The sequence below is a fragment of the Desulfotomaculum defluvii genome (assembly GCF_054657375.1).
On record NZ_BAAHYV010000008.1, the window covers coordinates 395568 to 410462 of the forward strand.

Consider the following 14895-nt stretch of genomic DNA (forward strand, 5'->3'; position numbering starts at 1 on the left):
GAGGTGAATAATTTGAGATATTTAGAAAAACAAATTAAATTAGATAATTCTCTTTCCTTCTGGACCCACTTTAAAAATCAAGAACGTTTTTTATTTTATAATCCAGAAAAAAAAGAGTATATTCTAGGGGCAAAACGCTTAAAAACTTTCTCTGTGAGAGAAAAGCCAAAGGATTATTTATATACTTTTTCATCAATGACATTCTTTGATTCAATCAAAGATGAAAAGTGGGCAGGTTTTGGTGATGAGACTATTGCATTTGAATATTATCTAGTTGATAAAGACGGAAAACAGACATTTTACTACCTTAAAGATTTAGTTCAAATTAAAAATCAAGAAGTAAAAATATGTCAACACAACCACTCCTATAAAGATGTAGCAGATGATTATGAGGATTGGAAAAAGTTATTCACAACTGCAAGTAAGGCGATATCAAAGAACGAAGTAAATAAGGTTGTTATATCAAGAGAAGTTAAGATTCAATGTGATACTACAATAAATGTAGAGAGTGTATTGCAAAACCTTATAAAAAATAATATAAATAGCTTTGTCTTTGCTTATTTTAAAGATGGAAAAACCTTTTTGGGTGCTACACCAGAGATTTTGGTTCAAAAGGAGAAAAATAATATTTTAAGTTATGCCTTGGCAGGTACTGCTTTACGAACTGAAAAAAATGATGAACTACAAAAAACAATGTTGTTAGCCGATGATAAAAATCGTTATGAACATCAAATCGTTACTGATTCTATTGTAGAAGTTATGAAGAAGTTTACACATGAGGTGACAGTAGAGAAAACAACCATTTTAACACTTAATAACTTACATCATTTGTATACGCGTATTTATGCAAAGGATAAAGATAGTACATTGTATGAATGGGCAAGGCGATTACACCCTACCCCTGCCTTAGGAGGAAATCCTGTAGATAATGCATTGCAACTAATTAGACGGCACGAAAAACATGAAAGAGGATTGTATGGTGCTCCAATTGGTGTAATGGATGAGAATGGTGATGGTATTTTTGTGGTAGGAATACGATCCGCACTTATTTATGAAAATTTAGCCTTTGTATATGCAGGTTGTGGTGTAGTAGATAAATCTAATTGCGAAATTGAATATAACGAGACTAAATATAAATTAAGAACAATAACAGAAAGTCTATAGGTACAAGGGTATGACAAATTATATTGCGGCATTAGTAGACGAATTGTATCAATTAGGTTTGCGTGAAGTTGTAATAAGTCCTGGATCACGTTCTACACCATTGGCATTATTATTTTGTGAACACCGTTTTAAAAGTTATGTAAATATTGATGAGCGCTCAGCAGGTTTTTTTGCACTTGGTATTGCTAAAGAAAATGAAAGGCCAGTTATATTAGTTTGTACATCTGGATCTGCAGTGGCAAATTATCTACCAGCCATTGTTGAAGCCAAGCATTCACGAGTACCATTAATTGTTTTAACAGCTGATCGTCCACCTGAATTGCGCCACGTTGGTGCACCTCAGACCATTGACCAAACTAAAATATTTAGTAATTTTACAAAATATTATGAGGAATTATCACTGCCTGAAGAAAATGAAAATATGTATCGCTATGTACGTGTAGTTATGCAAAGGGCATATACAAGTATTATGACTCCAAAATATGGGGTAGCCCATATTAATGTACCAATACGTGACCCTTTAATTCCGAATTTAAGCAAGTTGGATTTTAGTCAAGGACGGCTAGAAAATACATTCGAATGCTTAAAAGGAGAAAGCTGTTTTTTATTTGACCATTCAATTATAGAAAATAAGAATGGAATTATTATTTGTGGTGGAGATGCTTATGCAAATTATCATCAAGAAGTGATTAAATTAGGGGAACAGCTAAAGGCACCAATATTAGCAGATCCTATTTCAAATTTAAGAAATTACTTAAACGATATCATTATCGATAGTTATGATGCATTTCTTAATAATGACTTAATAAAAAAAGAATTAAAACCTCAATTTATTATTCACTTTGGACAAGTTCCCGTATCCAAACGATTGCAGCAATTTTTGTCCATGCATCAAGATGTTTTATATCTACAAGTTGATGAAACCTTCGATTATCGTAACCCTGCTCTCTCGACGAAAAAATATATTGTGTCATCACCAGGATTATTTGCTAAGTCTATTTGTATAGAAAATGGCAACACAGAATATTTAACTAAATGGTGTAACTATCAAAAAAAGATGCGTCAACAATTGAATGATGTAAAAAATGAGATGGATTTATTAGAAGGGAGGTTAATTCAGAAGATACAAAATCTATTGCCCAGAACAACTCGATTAGTTGTTGCAAATAGTATGTTAATTCGTCATATGGATTACTTTTTTGAGTCCCGTAATCAAGACATCAAAGTATTATGTAATAGAGGGGCTAACGGAATTGATGGTATAGTTTCTACAGCAATGGGTGTATCCACTGCAAATAACACTACTGTTTTATTAATTGGTGATTTGTCGTTTTACCATGATTTAAATGGATTATTAATTGGCAAAACACATAATTTAAATCTTGTTATTATATTATTCAATAATGATGGGGGAGGGATTTTTAGATATTTGCCACAAAGTAAAGAGAAACATTTTGATTATTTATTTTTAACCCCACATGGTATAAATTTCGAAGGGCTAAGAACTTTATACGGAATAACTTATTATGAAGCAAAGAATTATGATGAGTTTGAATGTGCTTTCAAACAAGCAATGACTATGTATGGCATTAAGTTAATTGAGGTAAAAATTGATTCCCAGCTAAGTAAATTATTGCATGATAAGTACACAACACTAAAGGGTTATTCTGATGTTTATTACAATTAAAGATATTAAATATAATATTCAAGTAAAAGGTAAAGGAAAACCTATTGTTTGTTTACATGGATTTTCTGAGAATTTAAGCACATGGGATTTCCTTGAATTAGAAGGATATCAATTGATATTAGTAGATTTAATCGGACATGGTGAAAGTGATAAACCACACCAGAGTAAATGTTATCGTTTAAGGGTAATACTCAGACATTTAAATAAGCTAATTTATCAATTAGACATTAAAAAATATTCAATCTTAGGCTATTCCATGGGAGGCCGCATTGCATTAGCCTATGCACTAGTTTACCCAAATGAGGTTGAAAAGTTAATTTTAGAAAGTGCTTCTTATGGTGAATGTGGATTATTAAATCGCTTAAAACGTCGGAAAAATGATCTAAAACTTGCAAAAGGTATAAGAGAAAAGGGCATAGAGTGGTTTAATGAATATTGGTCAAATTTAAGCATTTTTGTATCACAAAAAAGATTACCAAAGTCCGTATTAAATGAAATAAGCAAAAGACGTTTAGGCAATGTAGCCCATGCACTTTCCAATACATTACTATGCACTGGACAAGGGAAATTTCCTTGTCTAAAAAACAAAATAGTTTATTTATCTAAACCCATCTTATACATTAGTGGGCAATATGATAAAAAATATCAACAAATAGGCAATGATTTTGCAAAGTTAGGTTCTAATGTAAAGCATGTCTCAATCAGGGGTTGTGGACATAACACTCACATCGAAGATCCTAATACCTTTAAAAACGTTTTAAGTGAGTTCTTATAAGCAACCTTTTAGAGCCCGGTTGTGAAAGCCAAGGTCTATGGGGGAGGGGAAAAAATGATTATAACCCTAAAAAAAAATAATCCAGCACAGGTTGAACCTCTTATTACTTGGCTAGAAAGCTTAGGCATCAGTCCACATTTTATCGTTGGAAAACAACAGACAGTCATTGGTCTAATTGGTGATACTGGTGTTGTTAATATTGATTTAATCAAATCCTTTGACATTGTTCAAGATGTTCGGCGAATCAAGGAACCATATAAAAAAGTCAACCGCAAGTTTCAAAATGATGACACGGTAATTGATATAAATGGTAACAAAATTGGAGGTGGCAACTTTCAAATAATTGCTGGCCCATGCTCGGTTGAGTCATGGGAACAAATCTATTCAGTTGCCCAAAGTGTTAAGACATCTGGTGCAACCATACTGCGTGGTGGTGCCTTTAAGCCTCGTACATCACCATATTCTTTTCAAGGCATGCAAGCTGAAGGAATAGAACTCTTGCTCGAAGCAAAAAAGCTAACTGGGCTTCCAATTGTGTCAGAGCTTATGAATATTTCACACTTGCCGCTATTTGAGGAAATAGATGTAATTCAAGTTGGTGCCAGAAACATGCAAAATTTTGAATTACTTAAAGAGCTTGGGATGTTAAAAAAGCCCATTTTACTTAAGCGCGGTTTAGCCAATACAGTTGAAGAATTGCTGCTAAGTGCGGAGTATATCATGGCCGGTGGCAATGAGAATGTTATTTTATGTGAAAGAGGTATCCGCACATTCGAAACTGCAACAAGAAACACCCTTGATATATCAGCGATTCCTGTACTTCATCAGAAGACACATTTACCGGTTATTGTTGACCCCAGTCATGCCGCGGGCATATCCTACCTGGTTAAACCCCTTGCACTGGCTTCAGTAGTTGCCGGAGCGGACGGGCTCATAATTGAGGTCCATAATGATCCAAGCCACGCCCTTTGTGATGGTGCACAATCATTGACACCTTATGAATTCTCTGACTTAGCTAGGGTAGTTCGGGAGGTTTTACCGTTTGCCCCGCCGAGCTACACTTATTGTTCCACCCCAAATAAGGTTATATGTCCTGCCTAAATTCCATTTTTAGCAAGAGATTATAAGGAGGAGTAACTGATGAATAAATTCCCTTGGGAAAAGTTAAACCGGAATTATAAAGACGTTATATATGAAACCTATGAAGGAATTGCAAAGATTACAATTAATCGTCCAGAAGTACGAAATGCGTTTCGCCCTGGAACAATCATAGAATTAATTGATGCTTTTACACTGGCCCGTGAAGAAAATAAAATAGGTGTAATTATTCTAACAGGTGCAAATCACGGCCAGGGTCAGGATAAAGAAGCCTTTTGTTCTGGTGGAGATCAAAGGGTACGTGGACATGGAGGCTATGTGGGAGATGACCAAATTCCCCGTCTAAATGTGTTGGATTTGCAGCATTTAATTCGGATTATTCCAAAACCAGTTATTGCCATGGTCAATGGGTATGCAATTGGTGGTGGGCATGTATTGCATATGGTGTGTGATTTAACAATTGCTTCTGAAAACGCTAAATTTGGTCAAACAGGACCCAAAGTTGGTTCCTTTGATGGTGGATATGGTGCGGGGTATTTAGCACGCATTGTTGGCCATAAAAAAGCACGGGAAATTTGGTATTTATGTCGTCAATACACTGCCAGGGAATCCCTTGATATGGGATTAGTGAATACAGTGGTTCCCTTTGATCAATTAGAGGAAGAAACAGTAAAATGGGCAAAGGAAATCTTGCAACATTCACCAACTGCGCTGCGTTTCTTAAAAGCGTCATTTAATGCAGATACAGATGGATTAGCTGGCTTACAGCAATTAGCGGGAGACGCTACACTGTTATTTTACACAACAGACGAAGGAAAGGAAGGACGAGACGCCTTTAAAGAAAAAAGAAAGCCAGATTTTGATAAGTTCCCCAAGTTTCCATAAGAATAGTAAAAATAGATTAATCTTAAATAAAGGAGACAGTATGAATTGGCTGGAAAGGCATAATAGGGAAAAAACGAACAAAAATTTCATCAATAATCTTACATTTGGAGAAGTTTATAACCGTGTAACAGATTTGGCTAAAAAACTATCTTCATATGTAAAAAATGAGAAAAGAGTTGCCATTTATTCCAATAACTCAGTTGATATGGTACTCTTCTTTTTAGCACTTCAATTTTTGCAAGTAGAAATATTGATGATCAATGTACGTTTGACGGATCAAGAAATAACGAAACAATTACAATCATTAGGCATTAAAGTTATATTTTCTTATGATAATAAATTTATATCCTTTAATGAAGTATATCAAAGTAAACAGGAAGATATAACATTAGTTAAAGATTTTAGCAGTGAAAATATAGCAGTTATTATGCACACTAGTGCTACAACAGGTGAATTTAAAGCGGTTCCCATTCGATGGAAACAATTTCATGCCCATGTAAAGGCATCTGAAAAAATTCTAGGGGTAGTAGATAATGATAATTGGCTTGTTATACTACCGATGTATCATATTGGAGGACTAGCCATCTTAATACGGAGTCTATACAATGGAACGCAAATTACTATCTTAGATAAATTTGATGAAGCAGAAGTGATAAAACTAATTGAAAGTAATGAAATTAATATGTTGTCTATTGTACCGACCATGTTAAATAGAATAGTTGATAGAATTGAAAAACATAGTTTACGTGTAGTGTTGATAGGTGGTGAATTTATGCCTAATGCTCTGGTTGAGAAATGCATAGGTAAAAATATTCCTATATACAAGACCTATGGAATGACAGAGGTGACAAGTCAATGTGCAACTTTTTCTGTTTTAGAATATCCGGAAAAAATTGATGCAGTGGGATTGCCCCTTGAGCAAGTAGATATTTGCATTGCAAACCCTGATGAAAAAGATATAGGTGAAGTTTTAATTAAAGGTCCCATGTTAATGGATGGATATCTTGGCAAAGAAAATATTATTGGTTATTTTAATACGGAAGATATTGGCTGCCTTGATCAAGATGGATTTTTATATATATTGGATCGTCGTAAAAATATTATTATATCTGGTGGCGAAAATATTTATCCAAAAGAAATTGAAAATGTTTTATATGCACATCCTAAAATAACTGAATGTGCAGTTGTTGGCAGAAAAGATGAAAGGTGGGGACAAGTTCCTGTTTTATACGTGGTTTCTTCTTTAGATGAAACGGAAATATTTAATTATCTTGTAAATAAACTAGCCAAATACAAATTACCTAAAAAGATTATCTATCTGGATAGGTTACCGAGAAATTCATTAGGTAAAGTTTTAAAAAAGGACTTAGACAGCCAGATAGAGGTTGATTAGATGCAAATTGTAAGAATAGAGCTTTTTCATGTTAGCATACCCCTGAATTTCACATTTAAAACATCACAAACCACCATAAATCAGCGGGAGATAATTATAATAAAAGTAACAGATGAACTTGGAAATATAGGTTATGGTGAAGTGGTTGCCTTTAATAAACCATTTTATACGAAGGAAACACTGATGGATTCTAAATATGTATTGATCAATGCCTATCTACCAAAGCTAATCTATCGAGATATTTCACACCCATTTGATATTCACAAATGGATTAATTTAGCATACCCTATGGCACTGGCAGGATTAGAAAATGCTTTGGTAGATTTGTATGCTAGACGCCAAAATAAGGCCATTATGGATATTTTATTTAGTGAAGAAACTAATGATAAGATATACTCAGGAATTGTATTAGGAGATCAGGATGTTCCAAACCTTATTAAACAAATTAAACATTATCAAGAAGAAGGATATACTCGCTTTAAAATAAAGATCAAACCAGAAGACGGATTTATTAAGTTAAAGGCTATTAGGGAAAAATATCCGAATATAAAATTACTGGCAGATGCCAACAAGAGTTATCAGATTGAGCAAATGGAGAAAATAAAGGAATTAGATGAGCTAAATTTGCTTTGTCTGGAAGAACCTTTAGATTCAGTTGATTTACTAGCATATCAGCATCTTCAAAAAGAAATGCAGACCCCCATATGTTTAGATGAAAGTGTTCAAACAATTGAAGATTTAAAAACAGCAATTAAGTTAAAGGCCTTTAAAGTATTAAATATAAAGGTAGGACGGGTTGGAGGAATATATTATGTTAAGCAAATGATAGAGATATGCAGAAAAAATCATATTAATTATTGGATAGGGAGTATGCTTGAAAGTGGTATTTCTAAAATACTGCATGTTCATTTAGCAAGTTTAAAAGATACGTTTATCCCCGGAGATTTATCATCGTCAAAGCGTTATTTTAAAAAGGATTTGATTAAACCAGAAATTAGGGCTGAAAATGGTATGATTAAAATTCCAAGGGGTTGTGGTTTAGGGGTAGAAATTGATGAGAAGCTATTAGATAAGCTTACATTTGACTATATTAATTTTGGCGGTGAATAGCATGAATTTAATAGAGGGATTAAATATTGAATATATCAATGTGGACGCAAGTAATTTTGAGGCTAAAATGAATTTAACACACTTTCATGATCAAACCTTTGGTTATTTACATGGAGGGGCAACAATTGCATATGGAGAAACCATTGCGGGTTATGCCTCAAATAAAAAAATAAAAGATAATCAAGTGGCAGTAGGCCAATGCATTACTGCAAATCATCTAAAACCCAAAAAAATTGAAGGATGTATTATAGCAAAAGGAAAACTTATGCACAAAGGAACAACATCCCATGTTTGGAGTATTGAAATGTTTGATGAGAATAATAACTTGATTTCATATTTGACAGTTACAAATGCTATTATCAAAAGGGACAAAACGATGTTCTAACCATCTATTTTTTGGCAGGATGTTAACAAGGTTAGACCGCTGTATAAATAGTATAAGGTTAAAATAGCTATACTGCCAATAACCTAGCTGCATAGGTGCCAAACGGGTTTCTTTCTGATTGGGTCTTTACAAGTTGACGAGGGATGCCAGATAAAGGTAAAATAAGCACAGCAACTTATTATGAACAAAATTATGCAAAACGGGGGAGATCATGTTATCAAAGCTTTACCCTAAGCAATATGCACACTCTTTATTTGATATTAATTTGAATGACCTAAAAAAGCAGGGTATAAAAGCAATTCTCTTTGATATTGATAATACGCTTATCCCTTGGGATAGCAAGGATTTGGATCCCAAAATAGAAAAATGGTTTCGAGGCCTGATACATGATGGTTTTAAGGTGTGTTTTGTATCTAATAACGATGAAAAGAGAGTTTCTGCCTTAACGGGATCCTTGCAGGTGCCCGGTGTACATAAAGCTGGTAAACCCCGGCGTAAAGGTTTAAGGAGAGCATTAGGACTATTAGGAACTGGTATTGAGGAAACTGCTTTAGTGGGGGATCAAGTTTTTACCGATGTCTTAGCAGGTAATCGGTTGGGTTTATATACCATTCTTGTGGCACCTCTGGCAGGTAAGGAGTTTATCGGAACTAGGGTCAACAGGAAGCTGGAAAAGCTAGTTTTAGGGCACATCAAAAAACATCCTACTAAATAATGCTTGGTCAGAGGCCAAGCTTTTCTTACATCTGGGAGGGGGATTTATGGGATTTTCCGAAATCAATGGAAATACTCGTGTTTGTGGCTTGTTTGGTTATCCGGTGGAACACTCCTTTTCCCCGGCCATGCATAATGAAGCATTTTGCCATTTGGGCTTAAATTGGGTATATTTACCCTTTGCTGTTAGCATAGATAAATTGAAAGAGGCTGTAACTAGCATTTGTTCACTAAATCTGGTTGGTGTCAATGTAACAGTTCCACATAAACAAAGGGTACTACAATTTGTGGATGAATTGGAACCAGCTGCCCGGATCATAGGGGCAGTTAACACCATAGTAAACCATAATGGTAAGCTGATAGGCTACAATACCGACGGCCAAGGATTTGTACAGTCCTTGGCCAGTGAAGCCAATTTTTACCCCCGGGGAAAAAAGGCAATTATCATTGGTGCAGGGGGAGCTGCTCGGGCTGTGGCGGTACAATTGGCCCTTTCAGGCCTTCAGTCCCTGTACATAACAAACCGCAATCAAGAAAAGGCGGAAGAATTGGCTTGGCACATTAATAAATCCGCCGCTACAGCTATAAGTACAATTCCCTGGGAGAGCAACCTTTTGGAGCAAAGTGTAGCAGCATCAGATTTGGTTGTACAAGCTACATCCCTAGGAATGAGTCCCCATGTGGACCAAGTTCCAGTATTTCCCTTTCATGTATTGACGTCTCAACACTTGGTTTATGATCTAATCTATAACCCTGGCCAAACATCATTTCTTAAGAAAGCTGCTACCCAGGGCAGTAGAACTATGAATGGCTTAGGGATGCTGCTTTATCAGGGGGTTCTGGCCTTTCAATTGTGGACTGGAGTAAAGGCGCCGGTTGAGGTTATGAGATATAGGTTGCTGCAACAGTTTGATCCAAAATAAGAGTAACCTAGAGGAGAACCTAAATAGTGATTAAAGAAAGACTTAACCACTGGAAACAATGGGTTAGGCAGGTGTAATAATGAAGAATATTGTTTTAGTGGGATTTATGGGCTCCGGAAAAAGTTCAACTGGTCGTCGACTAGCCCGTAAACTCGGCTATGATTTTATAGATACAGACTATGCAATCGAAGAAGTTACTGGACTGACGGTGGAACAGATTTTTGCCAAACATGGTGTAAAGCGTTTTCGGGGTGAAGAGGCATTATTGGTAAGTAAATTGGCAGATAAAGAAAATTTAGTCATCGCCACTGGAGGCGGTCTGGTGCTTAATCCCCAAAATATTGAAAAACTCAAGGCAAACGGTATTTTTATTCTATTAAAGGCTTCTCCGGAAACGATCTGTAAAAGAGTAAAAAACAAAAGAACTCGTCCGCTGTTGGCTAGGGGAAATTTAAAACATAAGGTAACCAAGTTACTTGAGGATCGGCAGGACGCTTACCAAATGGCCGATTATTCCGTTAACACTGATCATTTAGATCCAGATACTATTGTCCACATAATATACCAATATCTTTTGGAAAGAGGAGTCATTGTTAGGAACCATTAATATTGCCTGAGTTGATTAGTTTGCTATTAGTCCAAGGTAATTGGCAATCTTTTCTGTGCGTGACTTAAAGTAAACTGAGCTAATTTTAATTGCTTAGTTCTGTACAGTGATGCTGAGGTGATGTGGTTTGTTAAAAATTACACCCAAAAGTTTGATTGGAGACATATTAGTTGAAAAGAATTTAATTAGCCAACAGCAACTGGTGGAAGTTCTGGATATCCATCGACAAAGTGGGCAACCCTTGGGGCAAGTGTTAGTTGACCTGGGTTATGTTAACCAGGCGCAAATCTCTGAAATATTGAACCTCCAGGAGCATGTATCCAATCCGATCATTAATATACAAGAATTCGATCAAAGCCTCTTGAAAATCTTCTCGGAAGACATCCTGCGTAGATATAAAGTATTCCCCCTTTATAAAAAGGATCATCAAGTTACGGTTGCTATGGCAGAACCGTCCAATGTGATTGTTATCGACGATTTAAAGGTTATTTCTAGTTGTGATATTGTTCCAGTGGAGGTACAGGAACAAATCATAGAGTTGGTCATTGACTACTTCTTTGATACTTACAAAAATGAAATGACTATTAGGGAACCAAAGGCAGTTTGGGCCCACGAAGAAGACGGGGAAGTTTCGATAATTCAGTTAGTTTTTCAAATTATCAATAGGGCCATTGAGCAAGAAGCCAGTGATATTCACATCGAACCCATGGAAATGAGGGTTAGGGTTAGATACCGCATCGATGGTATCTTAGTTAAGGTAATGGATTTGCCAACGGAAATTGAAAAGACTGTGGTTTCCAGAATTAAGATTATGTCCCAACTGGATATTGCCGAAAAGCGATTACCTCAGGATGGACGTATTCAATATGAAATAGATAATTGGAAGTACGATCTTAGGGTTGCCACTATGCCTACGGTCTACGGAGAAAAGGTAGTTATTCGGATTTTGAATTCCGATAACATTAAAAAATTCCAACTTGCACAACTTAGTTTTTCCCCCTCTAATCTTGAACGCTTTCGTAAATGTCTGATGGTCGTCAGTGGGATGGTATTAATTACCGGACCCACCGGCTGTGGTAAAACAACTACTCTTTATGCTGTGTTGAATGAACTAAACAACGAAGAAAGAAATTTTAGTACCATAGAAGATCCGGTTGAATATCGTTTAGAGGGTGTTAATCAAACCCAGGTCAACACAAAGGCAGGCATGACCTTTGCTAGAGGGCTAAGGGCCCTATTACGACAGGATCCAGATATTATGATGGTTGGTGAAATACGGGATCGAGAGACTGCGGAAATTGCTACCAATGCGGCCAGTACTGGACACCTGGTACTTTCAACCTTACACACCAATGATGCCATAGGTGCCTTTGATAGGCTTATTCATATGGGTTTGGAATCCTTTCAAGTAGCATCCTCTGTTCTTTGTGTGGTAGCTCAGCGATTAGTTCGTAAACTATGTCCCTTCTGCCGAGAGGAATATGTACCTCAAAGGAATTCCCCAGAGTATCTTTTCCTAGGGGAGACTCCCTGGCAGGAAAATTTGTTTTATAAACCTAAGGGTTGTGTGCGTTGTAACCAGATTGGCTACCGAGGTCGTATGGCCATCCATGAGGTTCTACAAGTCAATAACAGTCTTCGGACACTGTTAGCGGAAAGAGCTCTCCTGGATGTTTTGAAAAAAGCAGCCATTCAGGGAGGGATGACACCCCTAAAAATAGATGGCTTGGAGAAGGCCCGGCAGGGTTTAACTAGCATACAAGAAGTGATGCGGGTAGCTTACTATGAACAAAGTTAAGAAATGGCTTAATAAGAAATTTATATAAATATAAATATAATACCTGAATCTAGCAGGAATTTTTTTCTTTTTGTAGAAAATACAGATTAATTTGTAAATGATTTATTTTTTATGAATTTTGTAGGTGGTTCCTTTGGCTTTGATCTTTAAGTATAGGGCCAGAAATTACGTCGGAGAATCTGTTGCTGGGGATACAGAAGCTCCAGATAAATATGCAGCTATTCAAAAGTTACGAAATAAGGGACTGTTTGTTACAGAAATCTGGCAAGCCACCAATGGTGTTCACTTCCTTGGCAATATTAGATTAGGCCCAAGGTCTAAGGTAAGCAGTAAGGAATTGGCCCTGTTTTGCAGACAATTTGCTACTTTGAGCAGCTCTGGTATACCCATCATCCAGAGTATCAATATCTTAGCAGAACAGACGCAGCATAGGGCATTAATAAAGTCTTTAGATGATATTGCCGAAAGTTTGCAGGCTGGTAATTCCCTGGGCCAAGCCTTAGCACATCATAGAGAGTTATTTCCCGCATTTTTTATCAATATGATTGAAGCAGGTGAAATAAGTGGATCCTTAGATCATGTTCTTGAACGATTAGCTGGTTATTTTGAGAGCACCTACGAATTAATGGAAAAGTTTAAAACAGCCATTACCTATCCCATGTTTGTATCGGTCATATCCCTGATTACCATTGGTTGTATTTTTATATTTGTCCTTCCTACCTTTGCACAAATTATCATCGATTTACAAACTCCTGTTACCTTGCCTACCTTCATAGTCCTTCAACTAAGTAAATGGTTACAAAAAAGTTGGTATTTTTTAATAGTGATACCCTTTTTATTAGGGCTTTTGTATAAAAAACTTAGCCTCAGACCGCAAAGCAAAGGGCAGTTAGATCACTTCAGCTTGAAAGTTCCCATATACGGCACCATTATCAAACAGATCAATATTGTAGGAATCTGTAGAACCCTTGCTATTCTATTAGAAAGTGGCATATCCCTAGTTGAAAGTTTGGAGATGATCAAATCTCAAGTACAAAATGTAGTTTTTGCAAAGGCCCTGGATCAAGCTATCGAAAGTCTCAAAGAAGGAAATGGCTTATCCATACCCCTTAAGGGAAACTCCAATTTCCCCCCTATGGTAGGTAGTATGATTGGGGTTGGAGAAGAAACCGGTGAGCTGGATACAATTTTACATAGAATTACGAACTTTTATGAAAGGGAAGTGTATCGATCCATAAACCGCCTGATGACATTAATGGAACCTATCTTAATCTGCCTGGTGGGAGGGATTGTGAGTCTGATCATGATCTCTATTTTAATGCCTATTTTTAGCATCATGGATTCTATTCAGTAATTTACCACATAAAGGAGAGAAGAATTGTGAAGGGGTTAAGAAGTGCTCGAGGTTTTACGATGATTGAGATATTAGTGGTAATAGCCATGATAGGCATTTTAGCAACAATTTTTGTTCCTAAAATAACTGATCAATTGGATAAACCCAAGAAGAGTCGGGCCATGATCGAGATTAAGACCATGAAAAATGCCTTAGATATGTATTTTGCAGAAAATAATATTTATCCGACTACTGCCGAGGCAGTTACTGAGGTTATGAATGAGAGTGGCGTTTTAGGTGGTAAATTTGGGAAAAAAAGTGATCCCTGGGGTAATCCCTATTGTCTTAATATTAAAAAGGATAGTTATAGTATTTGGTCTGGAGGGGCTATAGATAAAACAGACGATAATATTTATACCAAGCATGACGATACAGAAATTTATGTTGATGGGAAAGATGAGGCTATGCCCGAACTCACCATTTCCTCCAATAAAGCAAATGATTAGGTGGCAGCCGGGACAAAGGCATGAGAGGTGGGCTTCTAAAATTTTTGCAGGGGGCTTTGGTGAAAAGGGCTTTTCCCTGGTTGAAGTCATTCTTGCCCTCCTCTTTATCTCAGCAATCTTAGCCATATCTATACCGAAACTTAATAATACTTTAGCCCATTTTCAAACAGTTACCATCGTACGTAAGCTTGTCTCTGACATTCAATTTACGCAGCAATTGGCTGTAAAAAGCGAAGATGCCTATGCCCTCTATGAAATTGTATTCAAACCTGATAGGGAACAATACCTTATTAAACACGGTCCCAGTATTTTAAGAACCGTGACATTTCCACCCAATGTGGATTTGGTTGCTACTAATTTGAGTCAATCAGGAATGCAGGATTTTTTAACCTTTACAATTCAGGGTAACCCCCTCAAGGCCGGAACCATAACGATTCAAAACCGAAAGTCAGGTAAAGGTTATTTCATTCATATAACTGTACTAACAGGCAGGGTTAGAGTTGCCACAACCTAGGGG

Annotated in this window: 15 protein-coding genes; all 15 read left to right on the forward strand. The window is 36.4% G+C overall.

Annotated elements, in window-relative coordinates; translation table 11 throughout:
* Positions 1 to 12 precede the first annotated feature (12 nt).
* Entirely contained in the window at positions 13 to 1164 is a 1152-nt protein-coding gene (locus tag ACYQ03_RS17330; protein WP_459911216.1) for an isochorismate synthase, read from the forward strand.
* Positions 1165 to 1174: 10 nt separating this feature from the next.
* Positions 1175 to 2851: a 2-succinyl-5-enolpyruvyl-6-hydroxy-3-cyclohexene-1-carboxylic-acid synthase gene (gene menD, locus ACYQ03_RS17335; RefSeq protein WP_459911217.1), complete on the forward strand. Its 1677-nt coding sequence runs from the start codon at positions 1175 to 1177 to the stop codon at positions 2849 to 2851.
* Positions 2835 to 3626 (forward strand): 2-succinyl-6-hydroxy-2,4-cyclohexadiene-1-carboxylate synthase, encoded by a 792-nt coding sequence (menH, locus tag ACYQ03_RS17340; protein ID WP_459911218.1) that lies wholly within the window; start codon positions 2835 to 2837, stop codon positions 3624 to 3626. Before menD ends, menH begins: the two co-directional genes overlap by 17 nt.
* Before the next feature lie 54 nt (positions 3627 to 3680).
* Positions 3681 to 4727: a 3-deoxy-7-phosphoheptulonate synthase gene (aroF, locus tag ACYQ03_RS17345; protein WP_459911219.1), complete on the forward strand. Its 1047-nt coding sequence runs from the start codon at positions 3681 to 3683 to the stop codon at positions 4725 to 4727.
* A gap of 39 nt (positions 4728 to 4766) precedes the next feature.
* Positions 4767 to 5609, forward strand: a complete 843-nt coding sequence (gene menB, locus ACYQ03_RS17350) for a 1,4-dihydroxy-2-naphthoyl-CoA synthase (protein WP_459911220.1) — start codon at positions 4767 to 4769, stop codon at positions 5607 to 5609.
* A gap of 40 nt (positions 5610 to 5649) precedes the next feature.
* Complete coding sequence (gene menE, locus ACYQ03_RS17355) at positions 5650 to 7002, forward strand: o-succinylbenzoate--CoA ligase (protein ID WP_459911221.1); 1353 nt, start codon at positions 5650 to 5652, stop codon at positions 7000 to 7002.
* The gene (gene menC, locus ACYQ03_RS17360) at positions 7003 to 8112 is read left to right on the forward strand and encodes an o-succinylbenzoate synthase (RefSeq protein WP_459911222.1); all 1110 of its coding nucleotides are present in this window, start codon (positions 7003 to 7005) and stop codon (positions 8110 to 8112) included.
* A 1-nt stretch (position 8113) separates the two neighbouring features.
* A complete protein-coding gene (locus tag ACYQ03_RS17365; RefSeq protein ID WP_459911223.1) occupies positions 8114 to 8497 on the forward strand; it encodes a PaaI family thioesterase in 384 nt (127 codons plus the stop codon).
* A 211-nt stretch (positions 8498 to 8708) separates the two neighbouring features.
* On the forward strand, positions 8709 to 9212 hold the full coding sequence (locus ACYQ03_RS17370; protein ID WP_459911224.1) for a YqeG family HAD IIIA-type phosphatase: 504 nt from the start codon (positions 8709 to 8711) through the stop codon (positions 9210 to 9212).
* Positions 9213 to 9258: 46 nt separating this feature from the next.
* Positions 9259 to 10134 (forward strand): shikimate dehydrogenase, encoded by an 876-nt coding sequence (aroE, locus tag ACYQ03_RS17375; protein ID WP_459911225.1) that lies wholly within the window; start codon positions 9259 to 9261, stop codon positions 10132 to 10134.
* A 79-nt stretch (positions 10135 to 10213) separates the two neighbouring features.
* Positions 10214 to 10741 (forward strand): shikimate kinase, encoded by a 528-nt coding sequence (locus ACYQ03_RS17380; RefSeq protein WP_459911226.1) that lies wholly within the window; start codon positions 10214 to 10216, stop codon positions 10739 to 10741.
* Positions 10742 to 10868: 127 nt separating this feature from the next.
* Positions 10869 to 12539 (forward strand): GspE/PulE family protein, encoded by a 1671-nt coding sequence (locus tag ACYQ03_RS17385; RefSeq protein WP_459911227.1) that lies wholly within the window; start codon positions 10869 to 10871, stop codon positions 12537 to 12539.
* Between the two features lie 133 nt (positions 12540 to 12672).
* On the forward strand, positions 12673 to 13893 hold the full coding sequence (locus tag ACYQ03_RS17390) for a type II secretion system F family protein (RefSeq protein ID WP_459911228.1): 1221 nt from the start codon (positions 12673 to 12675) through the stop codon (positions 13891 to 13893).
* A 26-nt stretch (positions 13894 to 13919) separates the two neighbouring features.
* Positions 13920 to 14378, forward strand: a complete 459-nt coding sequence (locus ACYQ03_RS17395; protein WP_459911229.1) for a type II secretion system protein GspG — start codon at positions 13920 to 13922, stop codon at positions 14376 to 14378.
* The gene (locus tag ACYQ03_RS17400) at positions 14371 to 14892 is read left to right on the forward strand and encodes a hypothetical protein (RefSeq protein ID WP_459911230.1); all 522 of its coding nucleotides are present in this window, start codon (positions 14371 to 14373) and stop codon (positions 14890 to 14892) included. The genes ACYQ03_RS17395 and ACYQ03_RS17400 overlap by 8 nt, the downstream gene beginning before the upstream one ends.
* Positions 14893 to 14895 lie beyond the last annotated feature (3 nt).

What these genes read in the sequence shown, in the direction of transcription:
- ACYQ03_RS17370 (WP_459911224.1), top strand. Translation starts at nt 8,709, where the DNA reads ATGTTATCAAAGCTTTACCCTAAGCAATATGCACACTCTTTATTTGAT.
- menD (WP_459911217.1), top strand. Translation starts at nt 1,175, where the DNA reads ATGACAAATTATATTGCGGCATTAGTAGACGAATTGTATCAATTAGGT.
- ACYQ03_RS17380 (WP_459911226.1), top strand. Translation starts at nt 10,214, where the DNA reads ATGAAGAATATTGTTTTAGTGGGATTTATGGGCTCCGGAAAAAGTTCA.
- ACYQ03_RS17400 (WP_459911230.1), top strand. Translation starts at nt 14,371, where the DNA reads ATGATTAGGTGGCAGCCGGGACAAAGGCATGAGAGGTGGGCTTCTAAA.
- aroF (WP_459911219.1), top strand. Translation starts at nt 3,681, where the DNA reads ATGATTATAACCCTAAAAAAAAATAATCCAGCACAGGTTGAACCTCTT.
- aroE (WP_459911225.1), top strand. Translation starts at nt 9,259, where the DNA reads ATGGGATTTTCCGAAATCAATGGAAATACTCGTGTTTGTGGCTTGTTT.
- menC (WP_459911222.1), top strand. Translation starts at nt 7,003, where the DNA reads ATGCAAATTGTAAGAATAGAGCTTTTTCATGTTAGCATACCCCTGAAT.
- menE (WP_459911221.1), top strand. Translation starts at nt 5,650, where the DNA reads ATGAATTGGCTGGAAAGGCATAATAGGGAAAAAACGAACAAAAATTTC.
- menB (WP_459911220.1), top strand. Translation starts at nt 4,767, where the DNA reads ATGAATAAATTCCCTTGGGAAAAGTTAAACCGGAATTATAAAGACGTT.
- ACYQ03_RS17365 (WP_459911223.1), top strand. Translation starts at nt 8,114, where the DNA reads ATGAATTTAATAGAGGGATTAAATATTGAATATATCAATGTGGACGCA.
- menH (WP_459911218.1), top strand. Translation starts at nt 2,835, where the DNA reads ATGTTTATTACAATTAAAGATATTAAATATAATATTCAAGTAAAAGGT.